This is a genomic window from Rhizobacter sp., from assembly GCF_035702065.1.
Taxonomy (GTDB): domain Bacteria; phylum Pseudomonadota; class Gammaproteobacteria; order Burkholderiales; family Burkholderiaceae_C; genus Rhizobacter.
The window spans coordinates 1-25,079 of record NZ_DASSRA010000001.1; the positions used below are offsets into that span (position 1 = coordinate 1).

Consider the following 25,079-nt stretch of genomic DNA (forward strand, 5'->3'; position numbering starts at 1 on the left):
TACTCGGGCGGCGTCAACGCCTACATGCAGCGCCGCAGCTTCCCCACGCTCAACCAGAGCCAGTACGACTTCCACAGCACCGGCTACGTGCTGAACATCAACAACACCACGGCGGGCGGCGTGCCGATCTTCGACCGCGTCGAAGTCACCTCACCGAGCGGCGCGGTGCACGTGATGCGCCCGTTGGCCGCGACCGAATCGCTGCGCCTGGTGAAGAACGGCGTCACCACGGGCACCAGCTACGTGCGGGTGCGCTCGGTGTTCGACAACCCGGCCACGCCCAACACGCCGGCCACGGTCGACACCGGCCTGGTGTTCGCCAGCCCCGAGTTGAGCGAAGCGGAGGTGGCGGCCATCCCGGCGCAGGCGGTGTGGGCCTTCCGCTACTACCTCGCGTCGGCTCCGTCGACGCTGGCGGCCACCCAGTACTACCGCACGCGTTCTCGTGCGCTCACGCTGGGCGAGTTCCGCACCCAGCCGATGGCAACGCTCACCGACACGCAACTGGCCGGCATCCGGGCCAACCTCAGCACGGGCGGCAGCCTGATCCTGTCGAACTCGGCACCCTACGGCGTGTCGTGGGACGTGCCCACCGGTGCACTGGCACCGACCCAGGTCACGGTGTTCGGCGTCAAGTACACCTCGCAGACCGTCTCGCAGTCGTTCACCGATTCGGCCACCGTGGCCACCACCGCGCGCACCGTCAACCTGAGCTGTGCCCCGGCCAGCGCGGGCGACGTGCACTGCGGCAGCACGCCGGGCTACTTCGCCGCCAGTTCCTTCGGCACCGGCCTGCACCTGCGCTCGCGCGACAGTGCAGGCCGGGAGTTCGTCAACTTCTACGCGATGTACACGCTGACGCCGCCGTGAGCGGGTGACAGCCTCACTCCACCCACCACCACGCCCGCCCGGCGCCGGTGAAGTAGGAGAAGAGGCCGCTCCCGCTGAAGCGCGGGTCGAGCGAGCCGGCCGCGCCGAACACCACGTAATTGCCGCTGCGTGACATGCTGGCCGGTCCCACCGAGCCGGTGGTCTGGTTGGTGACGGCGCGCGTCTCGCCGGTCACGCGGTTGTGCATCAGCATGTTGCTGATGCCGGAGGTGCCCGCGCCCGCGCCGAGGTTGCTGGCCGCGGTACTGAAGGCGACCCAGCTGCCGTCGTACGACAGCACCGGCCGCTCGCCCTGCCCCAGCGGGCTGTCGGCATTGCCTTGCGCGCCACTGCTGCTGACGCTGGCGCGCGTCACCGCGCCGGTCTGGGTGTCGACCACGAACACGTCCTGCAGTCCGTTGGTGTCGCCCGGCACCACGTTGCTCGCGGTGGTGGCGTAGGCCACGTAGCGGCCATTGCCCGAGATGCCGGGTGCGACCACGCGGCTCGCGCTCTCGGTGCCCTGGTTGCGCTCGCCGCCGGTGCTGGTGAGGCTCACGCGCGTGTTCGTGCCGGCCGTGTGGTCGTAGACGAAGATGTCCCACAGGCCGTTGGTGTCGCCGGCGAGGGTCAGCGCATACGACCAGAAAGCCAGCCGATTGCCGTCTTCCGAGAGCGCAGGCTTGCCGCCCCCGACACCAGTGCCCGAGGCATTGGCGCTGACCAGGGTGTTGGTGCCGGCCACCCGGTCGCGGCGAATCACGTTGATGGTGCTGTTGCCCGACACCCCGGCCGTGAGGTTGCTCGCGCCGCTGGAGAAGGCCACCACACGGCCGTCCCCTGACACGGTGGCTTCGTAACTCTCGCCATTGGCCTGCACGCCACCCGCACCCACACTCACGCGTTCGATGGCCGAGGGGTTGAGCGCCGACCAGGCGAAGACATCGCGCACGCCGTTGCTGTCGCCGGCCACCAGGTTGGAGGCGTATGACTCGAACACCACCACGGTGCCATCGGCCGAGATCGACGGCGCCCAGCTGTCGCCGTTGCCTTCGGTGCCGGTCGCATTGGCGCTCACCAGCATGGTCTCGCCGGTGAGGTTGTCGCGCCAGAAGACCTGGCGGTGCGCGCTGGTGCTGCCGGTCGCCATGCCGGCCGCCGACGACACGAAGGCGGTGAAGCGACCTTCGCCGTAGGCCTGGGTGGTCGTGCCGATGGGTTCGTTGCTGCCGCCGATGGCTGGCGCCTGGCTGTCGTAGTAGGTGCCACGCACCGCATCGTTCGTGCTGCGGCTGATGAAGTCGTAGGTGCGCTCGCAGCCCACCAGCACGTTGGCCTGCGTCACCGGCAGCGTGCCGCTCGCGCCCTTGTAGACCGAGCAGGTCTGGCCGGCGGGCGGCGTCTGCACGCTCAGCGTGTAGGGCGTGGTGTCGGCCAGCAGCGTGGTGAAGGTGAAGGCGGTGGCGTCGTAGGCATCCTGGTTGCCGGCGGAGCGGGCCACGCTCGCCGACAGGGCTTCGCCGTTGGCCAGCAGCGTCAGCTGCGCGCCGATGGGGCCGCGCAGGAGGCCGGTGACGGCCGTGCCGGTGGAAGGGGCGGGCGGCGGCGGGGGAGGTGGCGGGGGTGGCGGGGGCGTTTGCGCCGGTGGTGTCGCGGCCGGCGGTGAATCACTGCCGCCTCCGCCACAGGCAACGAGCGCGAAGGCCGCACTCAAGGCGGCCAGGCCAGCCACGGCGCGGCGTGACAGGAACGAAGTGTCGTGAGTGGTGTGCATGGAACTCCTCCGATGGGTTGAGCAGGACATGACGAGATGTCGGGCTCCACGCTATCGAGGGAGACGTTATGCGGGCGTTACGGCGCGCGCTGGGCGAGGCGGATCAGGCCGCGGATGACCTGGCTGCGAGCGCAAGCAACTCACGGTTGACCGGGTTGCGGTGCAGGAAGCCGTCACGAAACTCCTCGGGCACCTCGTCGCGGGCGATGGCCACAAGCCAGTCGCGACCCTGCGCGAAGACGCCCGCCGCGGCCGCGCCGTCGCCGATGGCGGCCAGGGCTTGGCCGCAGTGCAGCCACAGCTCGCCCGGGTACTGGCGAACCATGCCGGCGCTCGCAGCCGTCTCGAGGGCTGCGCTCGCATGCGCGCGCGCGCGGCCGGCCGAACCGCCTTGCGCTGCGAGGCAAGCCCCTCGGGCATGGGCTGCAATCACCGTGCCCTGGTGGCCCAGCACCCGCGCCGAGTCGATGATCTCCTCGACCTGCGCCAGGCCTTCCAGCGGCGCGTGCGTCGAAGCGATCTCAAGTTTCAACACATGCAGCATGTCGGGCATGTTGTCGTGCTTCATCAGGCCCAGCCCTTCGAGCAAGGCCTCCGGCCGTGTGCGCCGTTCCAGCCCACGGTCCATGTGATACCGCAGCAGCACCAGGCGCAAGCGCGCGCTGGCAGCGAGGTGGGCCGGGTCGCCCAGGTCGGAGATCAGCTGCTGCAACCGGCCCCACTGGCCCAGGTGCGCCCAACAGACCGCGAGGTGCATGCGCACCGCGGTGCGGAAACCCGGTGCAAACTGGCTCAGCTTGTCTTCACTCGTCGCCAACGCGCCCAAGGCGGCGCGGTAGCGCCCGCTCTGGTAGTCGCAGATGGCCTGGAGCATGGCGCCGAAGCCGTCGATGCTGGACGCATCGTCGGCCTGCATGCGCGTCAGACGCGCGCGCAGCAGCAGCGCCTCTCCGTCACGCAAATGACCGCCGAGGATGCGGTTGGCGGCGAAGTTGCCCAGGCACATCGTGTAGTTGTTGTGGTGGCCCTGGCGCTGCGCCAGGCTGATGGCCAGTTCATGGTGTGGCACGGCATCGGCCAGGCGACCCAGGTTGTCATAGGTCAGCGCCAGGTTGCCGTGGTGGTCGCAGCGGCGCTCGTCGTCGCCATGCTCGTCGACCCAGCTCGTGGCCGCCTCGAAATGCCCGACAGCCTCGATGGAGCGGTCCTGCAACGTCAACGAGGTGGCCAGGTGATGGCGGCACTCGGCCACCAGGCTCTCCGGCACGCGGGCGCGCAAAGCGTCGCGCAAGGCCGCGGATGCCAGCAACTCGGCCCCCGAGAGGTCACCGCGCATCGACAGCAGGTGAGCCCGCTGCACCTGGGCGCGGATGCGCTGCGGCACGTCGGTGGCCAGCGCGTCGAGCCGGTCGCACTGGGCCAGGCCATGGCCACCTTCGCCATCGAGCGTGACCTGCAAGGTGGCCGCAAGCATTTGCGACGCGAAGGCCGCCGCGCGGTCACCCTGGGCCTCCTCGATGGCACTCTGCTGTTCGAGAAAGGCAATCTGTTCCTTGCCGCGCAGCGCCGCTCCGGCCGCTTCGGCCGCGCGCGCCAGCCAAGGCAGGGCACGCCGGGGCTGATGCGCGGAAAGCCAATGCTGGGCCACGCGCGCCGGTTCGCCGCCGTGCTGCTCAAGCCAGGCCGCCACACCCGCGCAGGCGTGTTGCGCAATGGCCTCGGGCACGCTCTCGCGCACGGCCTCGAACATCAGGTCGTGGGCGAACTGCATGCCGCGCAAGACCTGCGCCGATTCGAGTTCGTTGACCGCATCCACCAGCTGCATGGCCGAGACTCCGAGCACGTGCTCGGCCAGCGCCACGCTGAAATCGACGCCGGCGATGCTGGCCACGCGAGCGAGTGCCACTGCCCCCGGCGAAAGCTGTGCCACCCGGCGCTGGATGAGCCGTCCCACCGACACAGGCCGCGGCAACACCTTGGCATCGGCAATCTGCGACAGCGTGCGTTCGACCCACGCCTGCTTCAGCGTTTCCAGCACGAAGAGCGGGTTGCCGCCGGTGCGCTGCAGCAGCCCGGGGGCCAGCGCAGCACCGCTCACACCGGGCAGGGCCAGCGAATCGACCAGCGCGGCCAAGCCCGCTTCATCGAGCGGCGTCACCGGCACGGGCACGAAGCGGGCCTGCTCGACCAGGCCATCGTGCAAGGCCTGCACCGGCGAGCCGACTTCGGCCGGCCGATAGGCCAGAGCCCAGCGCAGTGCCGAGCGCTCGTCGTCGATCAGCGCGCCGATCATCTCCAAGCTGGCTTCGTCGGCGAAGTGCAGGTCGTCGACCACCAGGCCGGCCAGACTGTCGTGCGCGCCCAGGAAGCGGCACACCGCCTGCTGGAGCACCAGCCGCTGCCCTTCGCCGGCACGCTGCCCGCCGACCTCGAACTCGGGCAGCACGCGCGCGATCTCGCTGCGCACCGGAGCGTCCAGCAGAGCCAGCGCCTGCGAGTCGGCGCGCGAAGCCACCGCGCGCAGCAACCTGGCCAGCGTGGCGAATGGCACGCCCGCATCGCCCGGGCGCCCGGCCACACGCACCACCTGCGGGTGCTCGTCGATGAAGCTTTGCAGCAAGCGCGTCTTGCCCATGCCAGCCTCGCCGATCAATGCAGCCACCTGGCCGGCCTGCCATGCAGCCGCCAAGGCGGCGAGTTCGCGTTCGCGCCCGATCACCCGGGGCGGGCGCAGCACAGCGGCGGGCACCTCCGGGCCGCTGAGGGCATGGCTGCTTGTCGCGGCGGCTTCGATCGCCGCCAGCAGGGTCAGGGTCTCTCCCGAAGGCCGTGCACCCACTTCGTCCTTGAGCATCTGCTCGCAGCGATCGAAGGCGAGCAAGGCCGCAGCGCGGTCACCCGCCAGGTAGTGCAGCTGCATCACGCGCCGGTGCGCTTCTTCCGACAGAGGCTGGAGCGAGAGCAGTTCGTGCGCATGCGAGAGCGCATCGGCGTAGTCGCGTGCTTGCGCGGCCATCTCGCACAGGTCGACCAGCGACTGGCGCAGCCGGCCGCGCCGCCGCTCGCGCTGCTGGGCCAGCCAGGCCGTCAGCTCGGGGCCGAAGTCATGGGGACCTTCGCCCAGCACCTGGTCGGAGTCGGCCAGGTCGTGCGCCACACCCTCCGCCAGGGCCAGCGTGGCGTGGCCGACGACCAACTGGTCGCCGAACAACCGGCGCAGCTGGAACAGGCGCTGGCGCAAGGCATTGCGTGCGGCGTCGCTGTCGCTGCTGGGCCAGAGCAGCTGCGCCAGGCGCATGCGCGGGGTCGGCCCTTCGAGCGCCAGCCAGGCCAGCAGGGCGGCGTCGCGCGAGCCGAGCGGCACCGGCGCCTCGCCCTCACGCAGCAGGGCCGGCGCCTGGGCCAGCATCAGCAACAGGGAGCGAGGTTCAGGGGTCATGGTCACCTTGGGCACGCCGCGTCGGGGTCCCGCATGATGGCAGCTGGGCCGCTGCACAACAAACGCGGCGGCGCTCAGCGGAATGCGCTCGCCCACAGGTGCGACAACGAGCCCACCGTCTGCTCCCACACCACGACGAGCCGGCCGCTCGCGTCGACACCGAGCGCCGGCTCGCGCGCAGGCTCCGCCTGGCCGTCGATCGCCACCGCACTGCCCCAGCCGCTGCCGGGAACGTAACGGTTCACCCAGACGTTGAAGGTGAACCCGCCCACGTTGCGTTGCGACCAGAACGCCGTGCCGATGCCGTTCGCATCGATCACGATGCGCGGCGTGAACGCCGAGCCCGCATCGTCGGTTTCGATCAGCGTGGCGGCCTCCCAGCTGCCGCCGGCCGTGCAGCGGCTCGCCATCACGTTGGCCGTCGCGCCGACGTACTGCTCCCACACCGCAAGGGCGTTGCCGGCCGAGTCCATGGCCACGCGGGCATTGCGCGACAGCACGGCCGGGTCCGTCTCGAGCAGGGCCGCCGCACCCCAGCCCACGCCGGCGGGGTAGCGCGCCGAAGCCACGCTGTCGCGCCCGCTGACCAGCTGGTGCCAGACCGCGATGGCGTTGCCGCCCGCGCCGAGCGCGACCTGCGGCGCGGGGTTGGGCTGCTGGATGTCGCTGGCGCTCAGTGGCGCCGCGCTGCCCCAGCCCACGCCCGCCACGTAGCGGGTCGCCCAGACGTTGTAGATGTAGCTGCCGCCGCCCGCGTCGGCCGCCCAGGCCCACACGGCCATGGCGTTGCCCGCGGCATCGACGGCAATCTGCGGCGCCGAGGTGTCGCCGCTGTCGTCGGTCTCGATGAGCTCGGGGCTGCCCCAGCCACTGCCGGCGACATAGCGCGCGGCCACGGTGCTGATCCGGCCGCCGCCGCTTTGCCACCAGACCGCGAGCGCGTTGCCGCTGGCGTCCATGGCGATCTGCGGGTTGCCGGCCGAGCCGATGCCGGCCTCGATCGGCGCCGGCGTGCCCCAGCCGCCACCGGCGGTGTAGCGGTTGGCCCAGATGCTGTCCGACTGCTGCCAGACCGCGATCGCGTTGCCATTGGCGTCGATGGCCACCGCCTGCGCGCCCTGCGCGCCGCCTTGGCCGTCCGAGATGCGCTGCGCCGTGCCCCAGCCACCGGCCGGCGTGTAGCGATTGGCCCAGATGTTGATGCCCACGCCGTCGCCTGGCTGCATCCAGACCGCCACCGCCTGGCCCGCCGCATTGACGGCAATGGCAGGCCCTCGGGCGTCGCCGGTGTCGTCGGTCTCGATCGCGGCCGGGGTCACCCATGCCAGCGTGGCGGTGACGGTGAGCACCGCCGACTGGCTGAACACCACGCCCGCGCTGTTGTAGACCAGCACGCTGAAGCGGGCGCCGTTGTCGCCGAGCACGACAGCGGTCGCATAGCTGGTGCCGGTGGCGCCGCCGATCGCCACGCCGTCGCGCAACCACTGGTAGCGCAAGGAATCACCGGTGGCGACGACGCTGAAGCTCGCCGTGCCGCCCGCCACCACGCTGGTGTTGGCAGGCTGGGTGGTGACGGCAGGCGCGCCCACCACGAGCAGCTGCGCGGCGTCGCTCGTCACCTCGCCCAGCGCATTGCTCACCCGCACCTGGTAGGCGCCGGCATCGAGCGCCGTGACCGACGCGAGGTGGTAGACCGCCGCGGTCTGGCCGGCCACGGCCACCCCGTTGTGCAGCCACTGGTAGGCGAGCGGGCCGCTGCCGCTGGCCGCCACCGCCAGCGTGGCCGTGCCGCCCGGCGCCACCACCAGCGTGGCGGGCTGGGTCGAGATGGCAGGCGCACTGCCCGCCCCGGTGGCGTTCACCGTGAGCGATGCCGCTGCGCTGGTGACGCTGCCGGCGCCGTTGCTCACCCGCACGCTGTAGGCGGCGGCATCGCCGGCGGCCGCCGCTGCAATGCTGTGGAAGGCCGAGGTCGCGCCGCCGATGGCGGTGCCGTTGCGCAGCCACTGGTAGCCGATCGGCCCGCTGCCGCTCACGCCGACCGCAAAGGTGGCGGTGTTGCCGCTGTTCACCACCACCGGCACCGGCTGCGTCACGATGCTCGGGGCCACCGCCTGCACCGGGCCGTCGCTCACGGTCAGTGGGGCCGGCTCGCTCACGACGCTGCCGGCCACGTTGCTCACCAGCACGGAGTAACCACTGGCGTCGGCGGGCGTGACCTGCGCGAGCTTGAGCAGCGGCGCGTTGGCGCCGCCGATCGCCACGCCGTTGCGGCGCCACTGGTAACTCAGCGCCTCGGTGCCGCGCGCCACCACAGCGAACACCGCCTCGCTCCCGGTCACCACGCTCAGGGCCGCGGGTTGCGAGGCAATGGTGGGCGGCACGTCGACGTCGCTCACCGATACGGTGACGGGCACGCTGGCCACGTCGCCGAGCACGTTGTTGGCGACGGCCCGCAGCTGCAGCCCGTTGTCGGGCGCGAGCAGCGGCGGGGTCGTGTAGTTGAGCGTGGCGGCTCCGCTGCCGCCCGCCACATCGGCCCAGGCCCCGCTCGAATTGGCGGCCCGGCTCTGCCAGCGCACGCTCGGCGCGGGCGTGCCGCTCACGGCCACGCTGAAGCTGGCGGTCTGCCCGGTGCGCACGAGCACCGCGCGCGGCGGCTGCGTGAAGCTGGCCGCGCTCACGCCTTGCAGCACCGTGAGGCGCGCGGCAGGGCTGTCGGTGCAGGCCTGGTCCGGCGTGGCGGTGCGCGGGATGCCGCATTGCCGCACGCGAAAGAGCGCGTTGTTGTCGCCGGCGCTGGCGGCCGGCAGTGTGTAGGTGTCGGCGGTGGGGGCGTTGAGGTTGAGCGGCACGAGGGTCGTGCGCACCCGCGACCAGGTGCTGCCCTCGTTGTCGGAGCGCCACCACTCCAGGCGCGACTCGCCCTCGGGCGCCGACCAGGCGAGGGTGCTGAAGCTCGCCGGCGCGCCGGCCGCCACGGTCACGTCCTGCGGCGGGGTGACGAGACCTTGCGGCAGGTAGTCGGTGGTGAAGAGGATGGTGTTCCAGGCCCAGCCGTGGATGTCGAAGAACAGCTGGGTGTTGCCGGGGAGGCCGCCGTCGTATTCGGTCACGCCTGGCGTGACCATCCAGTTGCGCAGGACCAGGCCGCCCCCGAGGTCCACGTCGGAACCGCATTGCGCGTAGGCGTTGAAGGTGAGGCCGATCGGCGGCGTCGGGCCGGTGGTGTTGCTGGCCCGCAGGGCGCGGAACAACTCCAGCTTGAAGGGCGCGTTGTCGATGTTGATGTCGAAGGCAAAGCTCAGCACCGGGCGCGTGACGCCGCCGGTGGTGTCGGTGCTGGCGGTGGCGTTGACCTGTGCGAAGACGGGGTCGCCCAGGTTGTTGCGGCCCACGCCCCAGGCCTGCGAGACGGTGTCGGCCGCGGTGGCGTTCTGCGTTGGCGTCACGCGGCCGGCCAGGCTGATCGTCGAGCAGGCGGCCGGCAGGCCGACGATGCGCCCGGTGAGGCGCAGGGTGTCGGTGCGGTTGTCGATGCGGCCGTAGAGCCGGCGCTGGGTGGCGCCCGGCGGGTCGATGGCCGGATTGCCCTGGATGAACCCGCTGGGCGCGGCACCGCCCAGCGTCATCGACATCTCGATCTCCGGCGGGATGGGCTGCAGGCCCACCTGGAGCGGCAGGCCCGTGATCTTGACGACCCGGTAGAACGAGAAGCTGCTGATGCGCACCACCGCCTGGCCGTTCTCGATCTTCTCGATGGGCAGCACGTCCCAGCCATCGCTGCCGGGCTCGGTGCGCAAGGCCACCAGCGTGCCGGGGCCGCTGGCCGCGGCGGTGTCGATGGGGATGCGCAACTCCACGGGCTGCGTGAAGACCGTGCCGTGCGGCGTCATCGCGTAGACGGCGCTCACGGCCACCGCCTTGTCGGGCGCGGGCGTGCCGCCTTGCAGTGCCGCGCTGAGGCCGGTGGTGTCGCGCGCCACGCGCAGCGTCACCGCTTCGCTCAGGCTGCCCGGCGGCACCACCAGGCTCACGCCATCGGTGTTGGAGAGCGTGCCGCCTTGCGCGCCCACGGTGGCAGTGCCGCTCGGGCTCGGTGCCGGCGCGGTGTCGTCACCTCCGCCGCCTCCGCCGCCACAGCCTGCCAGGCTCACCACCACGCACAGGCAAAGTGCCCGCGCCCCCATCCTCCAGCTCGTCGTGTCCATCGCTGCCCCTCGCTCGCCGCCTCCATGGCGGCTCGGAGCGGGTTGTATCGACGCGAGCGTTATGAGAGCGTTATGCCGTCACGGGAAGCGAGCGGCCGCCGCTTCCGGCGGCAGGCGCAGCGCGTTGGTGAGGTAGGACACCGTGCGGTAGAAGCCGGCCAGCATCAGCAGCTCCAGCACGGCCTCTTCGCTGAAGTGGGCACGCAGCAGGGCCCACAGCGCATCGTCGACGTCACAGCCGGCGTGCAGCGCGTCGCACAGGCGCAGCAGCACACGATCCTCCTCGCTCCAGCAGGCATCGTCCGGCGAGCCCGACACGGTGGAGGCGAGTTGCGCCGCATCCAGCCCGACGCGCTCGGCGAAGAGCGCCGCATGCACGCCCCATTCGTACTCGCTGCGGCACAGCGCCGTGGTGCGGTGGATCACGATCTCGCGCTGGCGCAGCGTGAGCCGGCCGCGGTCGAGCAGGCCGGCGGCGAAGAACTTGCCGAACAGGCGCGGCTCGCGGGCCAGCGTGGTGAAGAGCTGAAGCGGTGGCATGCCGGGCGGCATGATCTTCTCGAAAGCGGCCTGGATCTCGGGCGGGAACGGCGGCTGGGCCGGGGGCATGCGTGCGGTGCGGGCAGTCATGACGAACATCCTTTGCTAATGTTTTGATAGCAAACTCAGTCTAGCTACGGCGCTACAGAAAGTAAAGCACCCTCTCCTCCCGGGTTCTGGTTTCCGAGGGGCTGCCCAAGCGCCCGCTCTTGGGTACCGTGGCCGGCACATCTGCGTCACCACACCGGAGGCACCCTCATGAAGACGTCTCGCTTCGTCGCACGCTGCTTGGCTGGCAGCGCCATGGTCCTGTCGTTCAGCATTCCGGCCGCCGAGGTCATCAAGATCGGCTTCATCGACGTGCTGTCGGGCCCCTTCGCGGCGGCCGGCACGGGCTCGCTGCAGCAGCTGCGCGAGGTGGTGCTGCAGGTCAACGCCAAGAGCGGCCCGAACGAGCCCAAGTTCGAGGTCGTGCCCTTCGACAACAAGGGCTCGCCGCAAGAGAGCGCCACGGTGCTCAAGGCGGCCAGCGACCAGGGCATCCGCTACATCACGCAGGGCGGCGGATCGGGCGTGGCCTTCGTGCTGGTCGATGCCATCAACAAGATGGCCGAGCGCGACCCCAAGCTCGCCACGGTCTACCTCAACTACAGCGCGATGGACCCGGGGCTCACCAACGACCGCTGCAGCTTCTGGCACTTCCGCTTCTACCCGTCGAGCGAGATGCAGATGGAAGGGCTCACGAGCTACCTGAAGGGCAAGCCCGAGGTGAAGAAGGTGTTCCTGTTCAACCAGAACTACACGCACGGCCAGCAGGTCTCGCGCGCGGCCCGCGAGTACCTGGCGCGCAAGCGGCCCGACATCCAGGTCGTCGGCGACGACTTCGTGCCCATCGCGCAGGTGAAGGACTTCTCGCCCTACATCGCCAAGATCAAGGCCTCGGGCGCCGACACGGTGATCACCTCCAACTGGGGCAGCGACCTGGGCCTGTTCTTCAAGGCCGCGAAGGACGCGGCGCTCGACGTCCACATCTACACCCTCAACGCCAACAACCCGGGCATACCGTCCCAACTTGGCACATATGGCGCCGGCAAGGTGGCGGTGATCTGGAACTCGGGCAGCAACGTGGGCGCGCCCGAGCTGGAGAAGCTGGCGGCGGCCTACCGCAAGAAGTACAACGAGGACTTCATCTTCGCCGCGCACTGGAACGGCATGCACATGCTGCAGGAGGCGATGCGCCGGGCCAAGTCGACCGACCCGAAGGCGGTGGCCTTCGCGATGGAAGGCGCCACCTTCAAGAGCCCGCTGGGCGAGATCGAGATGCGCAAGACCGACCACCAGCTGCAGTCGCCCATCTTCCTCGGCGTGTGGGACAAGCAGGACGGCAAGCGCGTGAAGGTCGACTCCGAAGGCACCGGCTACGGCTTCCGCTCCGAGGCCGTGTGGGACTCGTACATCAGCGCGCAGCCGACCTCCTGCCAGATGAAACGCCCGGCGGGCTGAACTCAGGTCCGGTTGATCGACACGCCCCCATCGGCCAGCAGGGCCGTGCCGGTCACGAAGGACGACGCATCCGACGCCAGAAAGAGCGCCGCCTTGGCGATCTCGTCCGGCGAGGCGATGCGCTTCAGCGCGAACAGTCCTTCGAGGAAGCTGCGTGACTCGGGCGTGGCCAGGAGCGGCTTCGCCATCGGCGTGTCGGTGCCTCCCGGCAGCAGCGCGTTCGCACGGATGCCTTGGGCGCCGAACTCGGCGGCGATCACCTGCACCATGCCGATCAGCCCGGCCTTGCTGGCCGCGTACGCCCCCATGCCGGGGAAGCCCACGGTGTGGCCGACGAAGCTCGAGGTGAAGATGAGCGAGCCGCCGCCGCGCGCCACCATCGCCGGCAGCTGGTGTTTCGCGGCGAGGTAGGCCGCCGTGAGGTTGGTGGCGATCACCTCGTCCCAGGTGGCGCGCGCGATCTCGGGCAGCGGGGCCGAGCCGCCCAGCGTGCCGGCGTTGTTGAAGGCGATGTCGAGCCCGCCGAACTCGCGCGTGGCGCATTCGACCAGCGCCTGCGCAAAGCCCTCGTCGTTCACGTCGCCGGCCAGCGCGACGGCCTGGCCGTCGGCCTGCACGATGTCGCGCACCAGCGCGTCCAGCTCTGCCTGGCGGCGCGCTGCCACCACGACACGCGCGCCTTCGCGTGCGAACAGACGCGCCGCCGCATGCCCGATGCCCGAGCTGGCGCCGGTGATGAGCGCGACCTTGCCGTTCAATGCATTCATGTGTTCTCCCGTTGTGGATTGAGGAGCACGCAGTCTGTGAGCGCGGTGCGCAGGCGTCTGGCCATTTCCGGACCCCTCCTCCTGACAGCACGTTGTCACCGGAAGCAAGAGAATCACCGCATGGCCATCACGCTCGACCACCTGCGCCGCTACGCGGTGGCGCGCACGCTCTTCACGCCGACCACGTTGCAACGCGCCATCGGCAAGCTCGGCTTCGTGCAGGCCGATCCGATCCGCGCCCCGGCACGCGCGCAAGACCTCACGCTGCGCCACCGCGTGAAAGGCTACGTGGCCGGCGACCTGGAGCGCCGCTACCCGCGCTTGCCGGTGGAGGAGGACTGCCTCGTCAACTACGGCTTCCTGCCGCGCGAGCACCTGGCGCTGATGCACCCGCGCACCGTCAAGCACAAGTGGAAGCCGACCACCAAGCGCCAGGCCGACGAGGTGCTCGCCTTCGTGCGCGAGCGCGGCCAGGTGCACCCGCGCGAGGTCGACGCGCACTTTGCGCACGGCCGCGTCAAGAACTACTGGGGCGGCTCGGGCAGCGCCAGCACCAAGCTGCTCGACGGCATGCACTACCGCGGCCTGTTGCGCGTGGCGCGGCGCGAAGGCGGCACGCGCATCTACGAAGCGGCCGCGCATCCGCAGGGCGACGACAGCCCGGCCGGCCGCACGCAGCGTGCGGCGGCCCTCATCGAGCTCATCGTGCGCAAGTACGCGCCGCTGCCGGCGCGCAGCCTCACCTACCTCACCTACCTGCTGGGCTACGGTGCGCCGCACCTGACGAAGCAGACCCAGGCCGCGATGCGCCTCGCCCGCGAGCACCTGGCCAGCGCGCAGATCGACGGCACCACCTGGTACTGGCCGGCCGACGAGAACCCGGCCTCGCGCCGCCACGCGCCCGACGAGCAGGTGCGCCTGCTCGCGCCCTTCGACCCGGTGGTGTGGGACCGCACGCGCTTCGAGCTGCTGTGGGGCTGGACGTACAAGTTCGAGGCCTACACGCCCGCGCCGCAACGCAAGCTCGGCTACTACGCGCTGCCGCTGCTGTGGGGCGATCGGGTGATCGGCTGGGGCAACCTGTCGGTGGCCGATGGCGAACTGCAGAGCAGCTTCGGGCATGCGAGCGGCAAGGCGCCGCGCGACCGGCTCTTCCGCGACGGGCTGGAAGAGGAGATGGTGCGGATGAGGGAGTTCCTCGGCCTTTGAAGAAGTCGCATCACGCCTCGACGCGCATCTCCTTGCGATACGCCCCCGGCGCCACCCCGGTGAGCCGCTTGAACGCCTTGTTGAACGCTGCCTCCGACTCGTAGCCCACCTGAGCGGCCACCCGCGCCATGCCTTGGTCGGTGCGCCTCAGCAGGTGGCCCGCGCGGAACATGCGCCAGCGCGTCAGGTAGTCGAGCGGCGGCTGGCCGATCTTCTCCTTGAAGCGCTGCGCGAAGGCCGAGCGCGACATGCCCGCGATGGCGGCGAGCGACTCCACCGTCCAGTCGGCCGACAGGTCGCGGTGCAGCGCGCGCAGCGCCGCACCCAGCTTGCGGTCGGCCAGGGCGGCAAACCAGCCCGGGCCGGTCTCGGGGTCGACCGTTTCGATGTGCGCGCGCACCGCCTGCACGAAAAGGATGTCGGCCAGCCGGCTCACCACCAGGCCCGACCCCAGGCCGCGTTGCGAGGTCTCGAGCGCCAGCAGCTGCAGCGTGGCCTGCATCACCTGCGTGCGCGCGTGGTCCATGCGGATGTGGATGAGCGGTGGCAACAGGTCCATCAGCGGGCGCGCGCCGTGGGCGTCGAAGTTGAACCAGCCGCTCACGATGCTGGTGGATGCGCCGCCCTCCCCGCCGCCGATGGCCACCACGCCGCCGACGTTGCCGCGCACCACGTCCACGCAGTTGACCGTGGGCGAGCACGGCGCATCGCGCAGCGTGTAGGCCAGGCCGTGCGGGATGACGAAGCAGTCGCCCGCGGCCAATGCGACGGGTGCCATCGGCGGGCCGGCATCGTCGAGCGTGAGCCAGCCGCCACCGCGCAGCACCAGGCCGAAGCGCGCCGTGCCGTCGACCTGGCGGGTCTTGAGACCCCAGGGGGCGCTGGCCTCCAGGCGCGCATAGAGCGCATCCTGCACGCGCATGGCCTGGAAGACGTCGTCGAGCGGGTCCATGTAACTCCGAGGTCGTGGACGATGGGACAAGAACTTTATCTCTCTGGCCATTGTTCGTCCAGAAGCGCCTGCCTAGCATGGGTTCCACCCACTGCTTCAAGGACGTCACCCATGACCACCTCCACCCTCCCCGCCGGCGCCGCCACCGCGCCGCCCGGCCTGCTCGCCCTGCTGGTGATGCTGGCCGGCCCCTTCATGGTGGTGCTCGACTTCTTCATCGTGAACGTGGCGCTGCCCTCGCTGCAGCACGACCTGCAGGCGAGCGCCGCCGCGCTGGAATGGGTGGTGGCCGGCTACGGCCTGGCCAACGCAGCACTGCTCGTCACCGGCGGGCGCCTGGGCGACCTGCATGGCCGGCGGCGGCTGTTCATGCTCGGCACGGCCGCGTTCACGCTCGCCTCGGCCGCCTGCGGCCTGGCACCCGACGCCGCGACGCTGGTGCTGGCCCGCATCGCGCAGGGTGCCGCCGGGGCGATGCTGCAGCCGCAGGTGATCGCCATGCTGAGCGCGCTCTTCACCGGCGAGCGCCGCGCGCGGGCCTTCGCCGCCTACGGCATCGCCATGGGCCTGGCCGCGGCGGGGGGCCAGGTGATAGGCGGCGCGCTGATCGAGGCCAACGTCGCGAGCCTGGGCTGGCGCGGCTGCTTCCTGATCAACCTGCCGATCGGTGTGGCCTGCCTGCTGCTCACCCCGCGTGTGCTGCCCGACCTGCCGGGCCGGCCCGGCAGTGGCCTCGACGTCGGCGGCATCGTGCTGGTCGCCCTGACGCTGGTGGCGACGGTGTTCCCGCTCGTGCACGGCCGGGAGCATGGCTGGCCGGCATGGAGCTTTGCGCTGCTGTCCGGCAGCGTGCCGCTCGCCTGGGGCTTCGCGCGCCACCAGCGTTCGCGCGCCGCTGCAGGCCGGCCGCCGCTGGTGCCGCCGGTGCTGTGGCAGCAGCGGCGCTACGTCGCCGGCCTCGTGACCACGCTCGCCTTCTTCTGCGGTAACGCGTCGCTGTACTTCGTGCTCGCGCTGTACCTGCAGCATGGCCTGCACCTGTCGCCGCTCGCCGCCGGATCGGTGTTCAGCGTGCTGGCGATCGGCTTCTTCGCCAGCTCGATGCTGGCGCCTCGCACCGGGCGCGCGCTCGGTCCGGCCGCGCTGATGACCGGTGCGCTGGTACTGGCCGCCGGGCATGCGATCAGCCTGGTGCTGCTCGGCCACGTTGACGCCTCGCGCATCGCCTGGCTGCTGCCCGGCTTCCTGCTGCAGGGCTGGGGCCTGGGCATGGTGATGGCGCCGCTCTCGGCCGCCGTGCTGGCCGGGGTGCCGGCCGAGCACGCCGGCGTGGCCTCGGGCGTGATGGCGACGACGCAGCAGCTCGGCAACGCGCTGGGCGTGGCGCTGATCGGCATCCTCTACTTCAGCGCGCATGGCTTCGGCGCCGCGCTTGGCTTTCTCTTCGTGCTGGCGCTCGTCGTCGCCAGCCTCGCGCGGCGCTTCGGCCGCATGCCCGCCTGAGTCGTCAAGGAGACCCCATGGAAGACCTCGATCCCCAAGCCCTCGCCGACCGCTATGCGGCGGCCTGGAACGAACCCGAGCTCGCCGCCCGCCGCGATGCGGTCACCCGCCTGTGGTCAGCCGATGGAGAACACTTGGTCGGCAGCCGCGAATGGAAGGGCCATGCCGCGCTGCTGGAGCGCGTGACAGGCGCCTACGAGAAGAACGTGCGCGACACCGGCCACCGCTTCCGCGCCGTGCGCGACGCGCAACGCCTGCGCGAGGTGCTGTGCTTCCACTGGGAGATGGTGCACGGCGCCTCCGGCGAAGTGCTGGCCACCGGGCTTGAGTTCCTGCAGCTCGACGTGGACGGCCGCATCCGCGTCGACCACCAGTTCATCGTGGGCTGAACACAGTGCTCAGCGTGGCGGCTGGTCAGGCTTGTCGGCCACATAGGCCGCATGCAGCTCGGCCGGCTTGCTGGCGCGCTTGCGCAGCCGGATGTTGAGCATCTCCACGCCCAGCGAGAAGGCCATCGCGAAGTAGATGTAGCCGCGGGGCACGTGGTGGTCGAAACCCTCGGCCACCAGCACCACGCCCACCACCACCAGGAACGAGAGCGCGAGCATCTTGATCGTCGGGTGGGCGGAGACGAAGCGCCCGATCGCCCCGGCGAACACCATCATCAGCCCCACCGAGGCGATCACCGCGGCGACCATCACCTCGATGCGGTCGACCATGCCGACGGCGGTGATGATGGAGTCGAGCGAGAACACGAGGTCGATCACCATGATCTGCAGGATCACCGCGGTGAAGGTGCCCTTCACCGCCGAAGAGGCGTGGCCCTCTTCGCCTTCGAGCGACTGGTGGATCTCGCCGGTGCTCTTGTAGATGAGGAACAGCCCGCCGGCGATGAGGATGATGTCCCGCCCCGAGATGCCCTGCTCCAGCACGGTGAACATCGGCTCGACCAGGCCGACGATCCACGACAGCACCATCAAGAGCCCGATGCGCATGAACATCGCCATGAAGAGGCCCAGGCGGCGAGCCTTCTCGCGTTGGGCCGGCGGCAGCTTGTCGACCAGGATCGAGATGAACACGATGTTGTCGATGCCCAGCACCAGCTCCAGCAGCGTGAGCGTCGCCAGGGCGATCCAGGCCTGCGGGTCGGTCAGCAGTTCGATCATGGGGTGCTCTCGGAGAGGCCGCGGTGGCCGATCATAGGAGCACACCCGGCAGCAGGCGCCCAGATGTCAGGCCCCGTTCAGCAGGCGTTTCAAAGATTGCAACAAAACGTGACATGCGCACTTCTCCTGCCGCTCCGCCGCTCCTACATTCGCACCAGACCACCGGTGTGGGTGGCTTCGGCGCCCTCTGCGCCACGCGTCAGGAGAACACCATGAGCGTCGATTTCATTCTCGGGCTGGCAGCCCTGGGCACCAGTGCCGCACTCGTCGCACAGTGGGTCGTGCTGCGGGCGCGCTACCTGAAGGGGCTCACCCAGCAGCGCACGCGGCACCAGCAGTTGCAGCAGGCCACGCAACAGCAGTTGGGCCTGGCCAAGCAGCAGATCAGCCGGCTGCAGAACGACTTGAACATCACCCGCATGCAGGTCAAGCGCCAGGCGAGCCGCGAGCCGGCGCGCGCGGTGGTGCAGCAGATGCTCGTGGAAGAACCCGCCACCATGCCGATGCGCCCGCCGGCGAACGGCTTCGCCGACACCCTGCCCCAGCTGCAGTTCCCGCACGACGCCAGCCTGTTGCAGCACTGAGCAGCGCTGGTGCCCAGGCCCCCGGGAGCGGCAGAGCCCGGCCTCAGGCCATGACGATGCGATCGCCTTCCTGGCGCGCCGCACCACCCGCCAGCAGCTCGCTCGCCAGCACCCGCGCCCAGCCTTCGGCCGTGGCAGCCTCGGCGCGCCCGATCTGTTGCCACACCGTGGTGAAGAGGCGGGTGCGGTGGGCCGCCCAGTCGCACAGCCCGGCCAGGGTCTCGCCACCCACTTCCATCAGGTGGTAGCTGAGCAGCACCTTGGCCGCGTAGCGCGCGTGGCGTGGCGGGTCTTTCACGAACGAGGCCAGGCGCGCGCGGGCACGGGCCAGGGCGGCGGGCAGGTCGTCGAAGGGGCTGCCGTGGCCGGGCACCACGAGCTTCACGGGCAGGCGTTCGATCATGTCGAGCACGGCCGCGACGTCGTCGAAGGCCTGCTCGCCTTCGAGCTCGGGGAAGACCACGCCGAAGCCGTTCTCCCACAGCGCATCGGCCGAGATCAGCAGGCCGCTCGCGGCGTCGAACAGCACCACCGATTCCGGGTCGTGCCCCGGCGCGGCCAGCACCTCGAAGCGGCGGCCACCGGCGTGCAGGCCCTCGCCGGGCTGCAGCGTGCCCGCGATGCTGAAGCGTTCGCACAACTGGCCGGTGGGCGCGTAGCTCAGCGCCTCTTCGTCCCAGCGGCGCACCGCCTCGGCCTGGCCGGGCGGGATGAACGCCGGCACGTCGAACGCGCGCTGCAGGCTCGCGTTGCCACCGCAGTGGTCGGAGTGCAGGTGGGTGTTGACGATGCGGTCCAGCCGCCGGCCCTGCAACGCATGCGTGACGAGCGCCACCGTCTGCGCCGCGTGCGTCACATGGCCGCTGTCGATGAGCACTGCGCCGGGCTCGTCGCCCTGCGCGTGGATGAGCACGTTGTTCGATGAGAGCCAGCCGCGCTCGAGCACGGTGATGCCGGCCAGCGCCGGGTGGTGTTGCAGGTTCATGGTGTCGTCACCTTAGCCGCTTCTACCGCGGGCAGGGCCTTCTGGCAGCCCGCGAGGGCTGCGCCCAGCACCAGCACCGCGGCCGACACGGCCAGCCCGGCGCGCAAGCCGCCAGCGCCATCGGCCAGGCCGCCGACGAGGCTGGGCCCGACGATCTGGCCCGCCGCGAACACAGTGGTGAAGGCCGCGATGCCACCCGGCCAGGCACTGGCCGGCAGGTTGTGCCGCACCAGCGCGGTGGTCGACGCGACGACCGAGAGGAACACCCCGCCGAACAAGGCCCCCGAGGCGAACACCGCGAGCGGGTGGGCGCTGACGACCGGCAGCAGCGTCGCAATGGCCAGCAGCGCATTCAACAAGGCCATCGGCCGGCCACCGCGGTGGCGCTGCAGCAAGCCTGCCCACAGCCACGACGACGCCACCACGCCCATGCCAAGCAGCACGTAGAAGGTGGTGATCAGAGCGCTGCCCAGCTGCTGCTCGCGCAGCAAGGTGACCACGAAGGTCATATAGCCGATGTAGCCCAGGCCGAACAGGAAGTACGAAGCGAGCCCGCAGGCAAAGCGCGGCCAGCCGAAGGCGCTGCGCGTACGGGCCGCGCTGGCCGCCGTATCCAAACCGCGCGTGGCGCGGGCCGTGATGAGCGTCGCCAGCAGCGCGGCGGCACCGAGTGCCAGCCACGCCCACTGCCAGGCGTGCGCAATGGACAGCCCGATGAGCGGCGGCACCAGCACGGCCGAGGCAATGATGCCCACGCCCGTGCCGCCGTAGTAGATGCCCAGCACCAGGCCGGCCGGCGCACCCACCAGTTGCGCGGCGAGCAGGCCACCCGACACGAAGGTGGCGGCGCTGGCCACGCCGGTGAGAAAGCGCAACGCGTACAACGCCTCGTTGCCAAGCACCAGGCCATGTGCCGCGAGCAAGGCGGCCGCAGCCGCGCTGCCTGCGAGCAGCAGCGGCCGGGCACCGTAGCGCAGCAGTGCCCGCGGCATCAGCAGCGCCCCGGCCAGGTAGCCGCTGGCGTTGACGGTGTTCATTGCGCCGGCAGTGAGGTAGCTCCAACCGAGGTCGGCGCGCATGGGCGGCAGCAGCAAGGCATAGGAGAAACGTGCGAGCCCGAGCGACACGGCCGCGGCCAGTGCCAGCGCCGCCGCGATCAGCAGCGCAGGCGGGTGGTGGATCGCGGCGGGCGTGGTGGCACTCATCGGCCACGGGCGCCGACCAGCGTGCGCGCCACTTCGGCAAAGCCCGCACCGCGTTCGCCCTCGGTCATGAACGACGGCCAGGTGCCCAGCTGCGCGGCGAACTCGCGCAGGTTGGCCACGCCCACGCTGAGCGGGAAGTGGCCGAACATCAGCTGGTCGTTGGTGGAGTCGCCCACATAGACCCAGCGCTCGGTCTCGTCGTCGAGCCGCCGGCCGAGCAGGCGCTGCACGATCCAGCGCGCGCCCGAGAGCTTGGTGTGGGCGCCGAACCAGCCGTTGATGTGGATGGAGCTGACGGTGGCCGTCATGCCCTCTTCGTGCATCAGTGCGACCACACGCTCGATGGCGGCGTCGTCGAGGTGGGCGAACTCGCTGTGGTCGACGGCGATGTCGGTCACGCGGCCGGCGCTGTCGCGCGCCAGCGTGGCGCCGGGCACCTCGCGCAGCACGCGCTGCGCCACCTCGCGCAGGCGGTGGGCGTTGTGCGCACGCGTGGCCTCGTCCTGCGCGTACTCGGTGCGCAGCTCGCCGCCTTCGGGGAAGAGCGCCACGGCGCCGTTCTCGGCCACGATGGCCGCGATGGGCCAGTCGCGCGCGAAGGGTTCGCTCCAGCCCATCGGGCGGCCGGTGATGGCGATGACAGGCAAGCCTGCGCGGCGCAAGTCATCCAACGCTTGCAATGCATCCGCCGTGATGGCGCCGGCGGTGGTGAGGGTGTCGTCGATGTCGGTCAGCACGCCGGCGACGGTGGCTGCGTCAGGGGGAGGCAGGTTGTTCCAGCCGCGGACGTGATCGGGGCGCATGCGCAGATTGTCAGGCAGGCACCGCCACCGGCGTGCGTGGCCCCGGCGGGCGAGCGAGCGCGAAGGCGCATTGCACGATGCCCGCGGCCAGCCCCACGCCCACGCCGACCTGCCAGGCCAGCGTGTACGAGCCCAGCGCGTCGTAGATCAGCCCGCCGCCGTAGGCCCCGACGAAGCTGCCGAGCTGGTGGCTCATGAAGGCCACGCCACCGAGCATGGCCTGCCAGCGCACGCCGAAGGTCTCGCTGATCGAGCCGGCCACCAGCGGCCCCACGCCCAGCCACAGGAAGCCCATCACCGCCGCGAACACGAGCGTGGTGGCCGGCGTGGGGAAGGACATGAAGTACCACGCGATGCCCATGGAGCGCAGCAGGTAGATGCCGCCCAGCAGCAGGAGCTTGTTCCAGCGCCCGCCAGCCCAGCCGAAGAAGAGGCTGCCCAGCACGTTGAAGCCACCGATCACGCCCAGGGCCTGTGCGGAGAGCATCGGGTCCATGCCGCAGATGGCGAGGTAGGACGGCAGGTGCGTGGTGAGGAAGATGAGCTGCATGCCGCAGACGAAGTAGGCCGCAGCCATCACCACGAACGGTGGGTGCGAGAGCGCGTCGCGCGTCACCTGTTTCGCGTTGCGTTCGTCACCGCCCGGCGAGGGCGGCATGGGCAGGCTGTCTGCGCGGCCGGCGACCCAGGCCGCCGGCACGATGACGAGCGAGAGCACGATGAAGCCATAGAGCCCCACGCGCCAGCCTTGCGACTGGGCCAGGGCCTGGCCGAGCGGCGCAGCCATCAGCGCACCCAGCGAGCCGGCGGCCGACACGATGCCCAGCACCGAGCTGCGCGCCGTGGCCGACACCGCGCGCGAGGCCACCGCCATCGCGAAGGCCGGCCCGGTGAGCGCCATCGAGGCGCCGATGGCCACGCCCGCGCCCAGCAGCACGCCGATGAAGCCGTGCGCCGTCACCAGCAGCACCAGGCCCACGATGTAGAGCAGCGCGCCGGCCAGCATCAGGCGCTTGAAGCCCAGGCGCACGGCCACCGCGCCCGCCCAGGGCTGCAGGAAGCCCCAGGCCAGGTTCTGCACCGCAATCGCCAGCGTGAAGTCGGACACCGAAATGCCCACGTCCTTGGTGAGCGGCGGCATGAAGATGCCCAGACTCTGGCGCAGGCCCATGGCCAGGCTGAGCATCACCGAGGCGCCGATCAGGATGGGCAACGCAGGCCCCAGCGCGCGCAGCTTGTTCATGGTGTCTCCAGGCTTTGTTGTGAGCGCCAAGCTACGCCGATCGGCGTGCGGCCGTTGTCGCTTGGGCGATATCCCCCTCGACTGCGCGGGCCAAAACCCTTGGCTTGAGCAAAACGCCCTGGAATCGGTTTGAGCCCTGAACTACAATCTGCCCCACTTTCCGAGGAGCGTTGCAAGGCACACCTGAGTGCCCCAGGCTCGGAAATCTTCTTGCAACCGCGCTCACCCGCACGATGGTTCCTCGTGGGTGAGTGAGCACAGATCTCCCCTCCCTTCATCAGCCGCGTGCGGGTTCCTTGATCGACTCTGGAGCCTGACATGAACGCCGTTCTCAAACCCACCCAAGACCACGCTGTGCGTGACCTCTCCCTTGCCGACTGGGGCCGCAAGGAAATCCGAATCGCCGAAAGCGAGATGCCCGCGCTGATGGCCATCCGCACCGAGTTCGCCAAGACCCAGCCGCTCAAGGGCGCGCGCGTCACCGGCTCGCTGCACATGACCATCCAGACCGCCGTGCTGGTCGAGACGCTGCAAGCCCTGGGCGCCGAAGTGCGCTGGGCCTCGTGCAACATCTTCTCGACGCAAGACCACGCCGCCGCCGCGCTCGTGGCCGCCGGCACCCCCGTGTTCGCGCACAAGGGCGAAACCCTCACCGAGTACTGGGACTTCACCCACCGCATCTTCGACTTCGGCCCCAAGGGCTCGGCCGCCGAAGGCCCGAACATGATCCTCGACGACGGCGGCGACGCCACGCTCCTGATGATCCTGGGCAAGAAGGCCGAGAAGGACCCGTCGGTCATCGCCAACCCGACCAGCGAAGAAGAGACCTGCCTGTTCGCCTCGATCAAGGCCAAGCTGGCCGAAGACCCGACCTGGTACACCCGCAAGTCGGCCCAGATCATCGGCGTGACCGAAGAGACCACCACCGGCGTGCACCGCCTGAAGGAAATGAGTGCCAAGGGCACGCTGCCTTTCCGCGCCATCAACGTGAACGACAGCGTCACCAAGAGCAAGTTCGACAACCTCTACGGCTGCCGTGAGAGCCTGGTCGACGGCATCAAGCGCGCCACCGACGTGATGGTCGCCGGCAAGATCGCCGTGGTGGCCGGCTACGGCGACGTGGGCAAGGGCTCGGCGCAAGCGCTGCGCGCCCTGAGCGCCCAGGTGTGGGTCACCGAGATCGACCCGATCAACGCGCTGCAGGCCTGCATGGAAGGCTACCGCGTGGTCACGATGGACTGGGCCGCCGACAAGGCCGACATCTTCGTCACCACCACCGGCAACAAGGACGTCATCACCCACGACCACATGAAGGCGATGAAGAACAACGCCATCGTGTGCAACATCGGCCACTTCGACAACGAGATCCAGGTCGCGTCGCTCGAGAAGTACGAGTGGGAAGAGATCAAGCCGCAGGTCGACCACGTGATCTTCCCGGACGGCAAGCGCATCATCCTGCTCGCCAAGGGCCGCCTGGTGAACCTGGGCTGCGGCACGGGCCACCCGAGCTACGTGATGTCGTCCAGCTTCGCCAACCAGACCATCGCGCAGATCGAGCTGTTCACGCACCCGGATTCGTACGACATCGGCAAGGTCTACGTGCTGCCCAAGCACCTCGACGAGAAGGTCGCCCGCCTGCAGCTGACCACGCTGAATGCGCAGCTGACCGAGCTGACCGAGGAGCAGGCTGCCTACATCGGCGTGCCCAAGCAAGGCCCGTACAAGCCCGACACCTACCGGTACTGAGCCCCCAGTCGCTGGCGCTCCTGCCCCCGAGGGGCGCCACCCTGCGGACCGGCAAAGCCGGCTCCGCGGGCGTTGCTTGATGTCGAGCCCGTCGCCGCGCGACTTGCTCGAACCTTCGATCGGATCCTCCATGCGGGCTGACCAGCTTCTCCATCAAATGGGCCTCGTGCCCACGCGTTCGGCCGCCACGCGGCTGATCGAGCGTGGCGCGGTGCGCTGGCTCGGCCCAAAAGGCTGGGCCGTGGTGAACAAGGCCGGGCTCGACGTGCCCGAGGGCTGCGAGATCGAGATCACCGATGACGCGGAGCTGCGCTTCGTGTCGCGCGGTGGGCTCAAGCTCGAAGGGGCGCTGAAGGCCTGCGGCATCGACGTGACGGGGCGCGATTGCCTCGACCTCGGCCAGAGCACCGGCGGCTTCACCGATGCGCTGCTGCAGGCCGGGGCCAGGCGCGTGGTCGGCATCGACGTCGGTCACGGCCAGTTGCACCCCAAGCTGCAGGCGGATGCGCGCGTGGCCTGTTTCGAAGGCGTGAACGGGCGTGACGTGGCGGGTTCGGCCTTTGCCGCGGCGCACGCGCC

19 protein-coding genes and 1 riboswitch are annotated in these 25,079 nt (G+C 70.3%); of the genes, 8 read left to right on the forward strand and 11 right to left on the reverse strand.

The genetic code is table 11. From position 1 onward, the window contains the following. Window positions 1-870 (forward strand): hypothetical protein (locus VFL64_RS00005; protein ID WP_489538321.1); only part of this gene is annotated, 870 nt, incomplete at its 5' end. A gap of 13 nt (window positions 871-883) precedes the next feature. Here the strand turns inward: VFL64_RS00005 and VFL64_RS00010 are convergent. From VFL64_RS00010 to VFL64_RS00025, 4 genes are all read right to left on the reverse strand, one after another. Then, window positions 884-2,644: a hypothetical protein gene (locus VFL64_RS00010; RefSeq protein WP_489538322.1), complete on the reverse strand. Its 1,761-nt coding sequence runs from the start codon at window positions 2,642-2,644 to the stop codon at window positions 884-886. Window positions 2,645-2,747: 103 nt separating this feature from the next. Next, window positions 2,748-6,083 carry an ATP-binding protein gene (locus VFL64_RS00015; protein ID WP_489538323.1) on the reverse strand — a complete coding sequence of 1,112 codons (3,336 nt, stop codon included), beginning with the start codon at window positions 6,081-6,083 and terminating at the stop codon, window positions 2,748-2,750. A 74-nt stretch (window positions 6,084-6,157) separates the two neighbouring features. Further along, window positions 6,158-10,294 (reverse strand): hypothetical protein, encoded by a 4,137-nt coding sequence (locus VFL64_RS00020; RefSeq protein ID WP_489538324.1) that lies wholly within the window; start codon window positions 10,292-10,294, stop codon window positions 6,158-6,160. A gap of 78 nt (window positions 10,295-10,372) precedes the next feature. Continuing rightward, window positions 10,373-10,924 (reverse strand): carboxymuconolactone decarboxylase family protein, encoded by a 552-nt coding sequence (locus VFL64_RS00025; RefSeq protein ID WP_489538325.1) that lies wholly within the window; start codon window positions 10,922-10,924, stop codon window positions 10,373-10,375. Between the two features lie 168 nt (window positions 10,925-11,092). Between VFL64_RS00025 and VFL64_RS00030 the strand changes: the two genes are divergently transcribed. Then, entirely contained in the window at window positions 11,093-12,337 is a 1,245-nt protein-coding gene (locus tag VFL64_RS00030; protein WP_489538326.1) for a branched-chain amino acid ABC transporter substrate-binding protein, read from the forward strand. A 2-nt stretch (window positions 12,338-12,339) separates the two neighbouring features. On the opposite strand, the gene VFL64_RS00035 is transcribed toward VFL64_RS00030, so the two are convergent. Continuing rightward, window positions 12,340-13,104 carry an SDR family oxidoreductase gene (locus VFL64_RS00035; RefSeq protein ID WP_489538327.1) on the reverse strand — a complete coding sequence of 255 codons (765 nt, stop codon included), beginning with the start codon at window positions 13,102-13,104 and terminating at the stop codon, window positions 12,340-12,342. 120 nt (window positions 13,105-13,224) lie between these two features. On the opposite strand from VFL64_RS00035, the gene VFL64_RS00040 reads away from it, so the two are divergent. After that, window positions 13,225-14,313 (forward strand): DNA glycosylase AlkZ-like family protein, encoded by a 1,089-nt coding sequence (locus VFL64_RS00040; RefSeq protein WP_489538328.1) that lies wholly within the window; start codon window positions 13,225-13,227, stop codon window positions 14,311-14,313. A gap of 10 nt (window positions 14,314-14,323) precedes the next feature. Here the strand turns inward: VFL64_RS00040 and VFL64_RS00045 are convergent, their stop codons facing one another. Then, entirely contained in the window at window positions 14,324-15,265 is a 942-nt protein-coding gene (locus VFL64_RS00045; RefSeq protein WP_489538329.1) for an AraC family transcriptional regulator, read from the reverse strand. 111 nt (window positions 15,266-15,376) lie between these two features. On the opposite strand from VFL64_RS00045, the gene VFL64_RS00050 reads away from it, so the two are divergent. After that, window positions 15,377-16,768 (forward strand): MFS transporter, encoded by a 1,392-nt coding sequence (locus VFL64_RS00050; protein ID WP_489538330.1) that lies wholly within the window; start codon window positions 15,377-15,379, stop codon window positions 16,766-16,768. A 17-nt stretch (window positions 16,769-16,785) separates the two neighbouring features. Beyond that, entirely contained in the window at window positions 16,786-17,157 is a 372-nt protein-coding gene (locus tag VFL64_RS00055) for a hypothetical protein (protein ID WP_489538331.1), read from the forward strand. Window positions 17,158-17,166: 9 nt separating this feature from the next. Here the strand turns inward: VFL64_RS00055 and VFL64_RS00060 are convergent, their stop codons facing one another. Then, window positions 17,167-17,934 (reverse strand): TerC family protein, encoded by a 768-nt coding sequence (locus VFL64_RS00060; RefSeq protein WP_489538332.1) that lies wholly within the window; start codon window positions 17,932-17,934, stop codon window positions 17,167-17,169. 212 nt (window positions 17,935-18,146) lie between these two features. Here VFL64_RS00060 and VFL64_RS00065 point away from each other — a divergent pair, with 212 nt between their 5' ends. Then, complete coding sequence (locus tag VFL64_RS00065; RefSeq protein WP_489538333.1) at window positions 18,147-18,518, forward strand: hypothetical protein; 372 nt, start codon at window positions 18,147-18,149, stop codon at window positions 18,516-18,518. A 43-nt stretch (window positions 18,519-18,561) separates the two neighbouring features. On the opposite strand, the gene VFL64_RS00070 is transcribed toward VFL64_RS00065, so the two are convergent. The 4 genes from VFL64_RS00070 to VFL64_RS00085 are packed head-to-tail and all read right to left on the reverse strand — an operon-like array spanning window position 18,562 to window position 22,754. After that, window positions 18,562-19,503, reverse strand: coding sequence for an MBL fold metallo-hydrolase (locus VFL64_RS00070; protein ID WP_489538334.1), 942 nt, complete (start codon window positions 19,501-19,503; stop codon window positions 18,562-18,564). Beyond that, a complete protein-coding gene (locus tag VFL64_RS00075) occupies window positions 19,500-20,708 on the reverse strand; it encodes a YbfB/YjiJ family MFS transporter (RefSeq protein ID WP_489538335.1) in 1,209 nt (402 codons plus the stop codon). Before VFL64_RS00075 ends, VFL64_RS00070 begins: the two co-directional genes overlap by 4 nt. Beyond that, window positions 20,705-21,511, reverse strand: a complete 807-nt coding sequence (locus tag VFL64_RS00080) for an HAD-IIB family hydrolase (RefSeq protein WP_489538336.1) — start codon at window positions 21,509-21,511, stop codon at window positions 20,705-20,707. The genes VFL64_RS00075 and VFL64_RS00080 overlap by 4 nt, the downstream gene beginning before the upstream one ends. A gap of 10 nt (window positions 21,512-21,521) precedes the next feature. Further along, complete coding sequence (locus tag VFL64_RS00085) at window positions 21,522-22,754, reverse strand: MFS transporter (RefSeq protein WP_489538337.1); 1,233 nt, start codon at window positions 22,752-22,754, stop codon at window positions 21,522-21,524. A gap of 156 nt (window positions 22,755-22,910) precedes the next feature. Beyond that, window positions 22,911-22,985: riboswitch (S-adenosyl-L-homocysteine riboswitch) on the forward strand. Window positions 22,986-23,072: 87 nt separating this feature from the next. Between VFL64_RS00085 and ahcY the strand changes: the two genes are divergently transcribed. Then, window positions 23,073-24,500 carry an adenosylhomocysteinase gene (ahcY, locus tag VFL64_RS00090; protein ID WP_489538338.1) on the forward strand — a complete coding sequence of 476 codons (1,428 nt, stop codon included), beginning with the start codon at window positions 23,073-23,075 and terminating at the stop codon, window positions 24,498-24,500. 157 nt (window positions 24,501-24,657) lie between these two features. After that, window positions 24,658-25,079: SAM-dependent methyltransferase (locus VFL64_RS00095; RefSeq protein WP_489538339.1), on the forward strand; the 422-nt coding region annotated here is incomplete at its 3' end.

Excerpts from the sequence above, each read along its gene's own strand:
- VFL64_RS00010 (WP_489538322.1), bottom strand. The coding sequence starts at position 2,644 with ATGCACACCACTCACGACACTTCGTTCCTGTCACGCCGCGCCGTGGCT.
- VFL64_RS00015 (WP_489538323.1), bottom strand. The coding sequence starts at position 6,083 with ATGACCCCTGAACCTCGCTCCCTGTTGCTGATGCTGGCCCAGGCGCCG.
- VFL64_RS00020 (WP_489538324.1), bottom strand. The coding sequence starts at position 10,294 with ATGGACACGACGAGCTGGAGGATGGGGGCGCGGGCACTTTGCCTGTGC.
- VFL64_RS00025 (WP_489538325.1), bottom strand. The coding sequence starts at position 10,924 with ATGACTGCCCGCACCGCACGCATGCCCCCGGCCCAGCCGCCGTTCCCG.
- VFL64_RS00030 (WP_489538326.1), top strand. The coding sequence starts at position 11,093 with ATGAAGACGTCTCGCTTCGTCGCACGCTGCTTGGCTGGCAGCGCCATG.
- VFL64_RS00035 (WP_489538327.1), bottom strand. The coding sequence starts at position 13,104 with ATGAATGCATTGAACGGCAAGGTCGCGCTCATCACCGGCGCCAGCTCG.
- VFL64_RS00040 (WP_489538328.1), top strand. The coding sequence starts at position 13,225 with ATGGCCATCACGCTCGACCACCTGCGCCGCTACGCGGTGGCGCGCACG.
- VFL64_RS00045 (WP_489538329.1), bottom strand. The coding sequence starts at position 15,265 with ATGGACCCGCTCGACGACGTCTTCCAGGCCATGCGCGTGCAGGATGCG.
- VFL64_RS00050 (WP_489538330.1), top strand. The coding sequence starts at position 15,377 with ATGACCACCTCCACCCTCCCCGCCGGCGCCGCCACCGCGCCGCCCGGC.
- VFL64_RS00055 (WP_489538331.1), top strand. The coding sequence starts at position 16,786 with ATGGAAGACCTCGATCCCCAAGCCCTCGCCGACCGCTATGCGGCGGCC.
- VFL64_RS00060 (WP_489538332.1), bottom strand. The coding sequence starts at position 17,934 with ATGATCGAACTGCTGACCGACCCGCAGGCCTGGATCGCCCTGGCGACG.
- VFL64_RS00065 (WP_489538333.1), top strand. The coding sequence starts at position 18,147 with ATGAGCGTCGATTTCATTCTCGGGCTGGCAGCCCTGGGCACCAGTGCC.
- VFL64_RS00070 (WP_489538334.1), bottom strand. The coding sequence starts at position 19,503 with ATGAACCTGCAACACCACCCGGCGCTGGCCGGCATCACCGTGCTCGAG.
- VFL64_RS00075 (WP_489538335.1), bottom strand. The coding sequence starts at position 20,708 with ATGAGTGCCACCACGCCCGCCGCGATCCACCACCCGCCTGCGCTGCTG.
- VFL64_RS00080 (WP_489538336.1), bottom strand. The coding sequence starts at position 21,511 with ATGCGCCCCGATCACGTCCGCGGCTGGAACAACCTGCCTCCCCCTGAC.
- VFL64_RS00085 (WP_489538337.1), bottom strand. The coding sequence starts at position 22,754 with ATGAACAAGCTGCGCGCGCTGGGGCCTGCGTTGCCCATCCTGATCGGC.
- ahcY (WP_489538338.1), top strand. The coding sequence starts at position 23,073 with ATGAACGCCGTTCTCAAACCCACCCAAGACCACGCTGTGCGTGACCTC.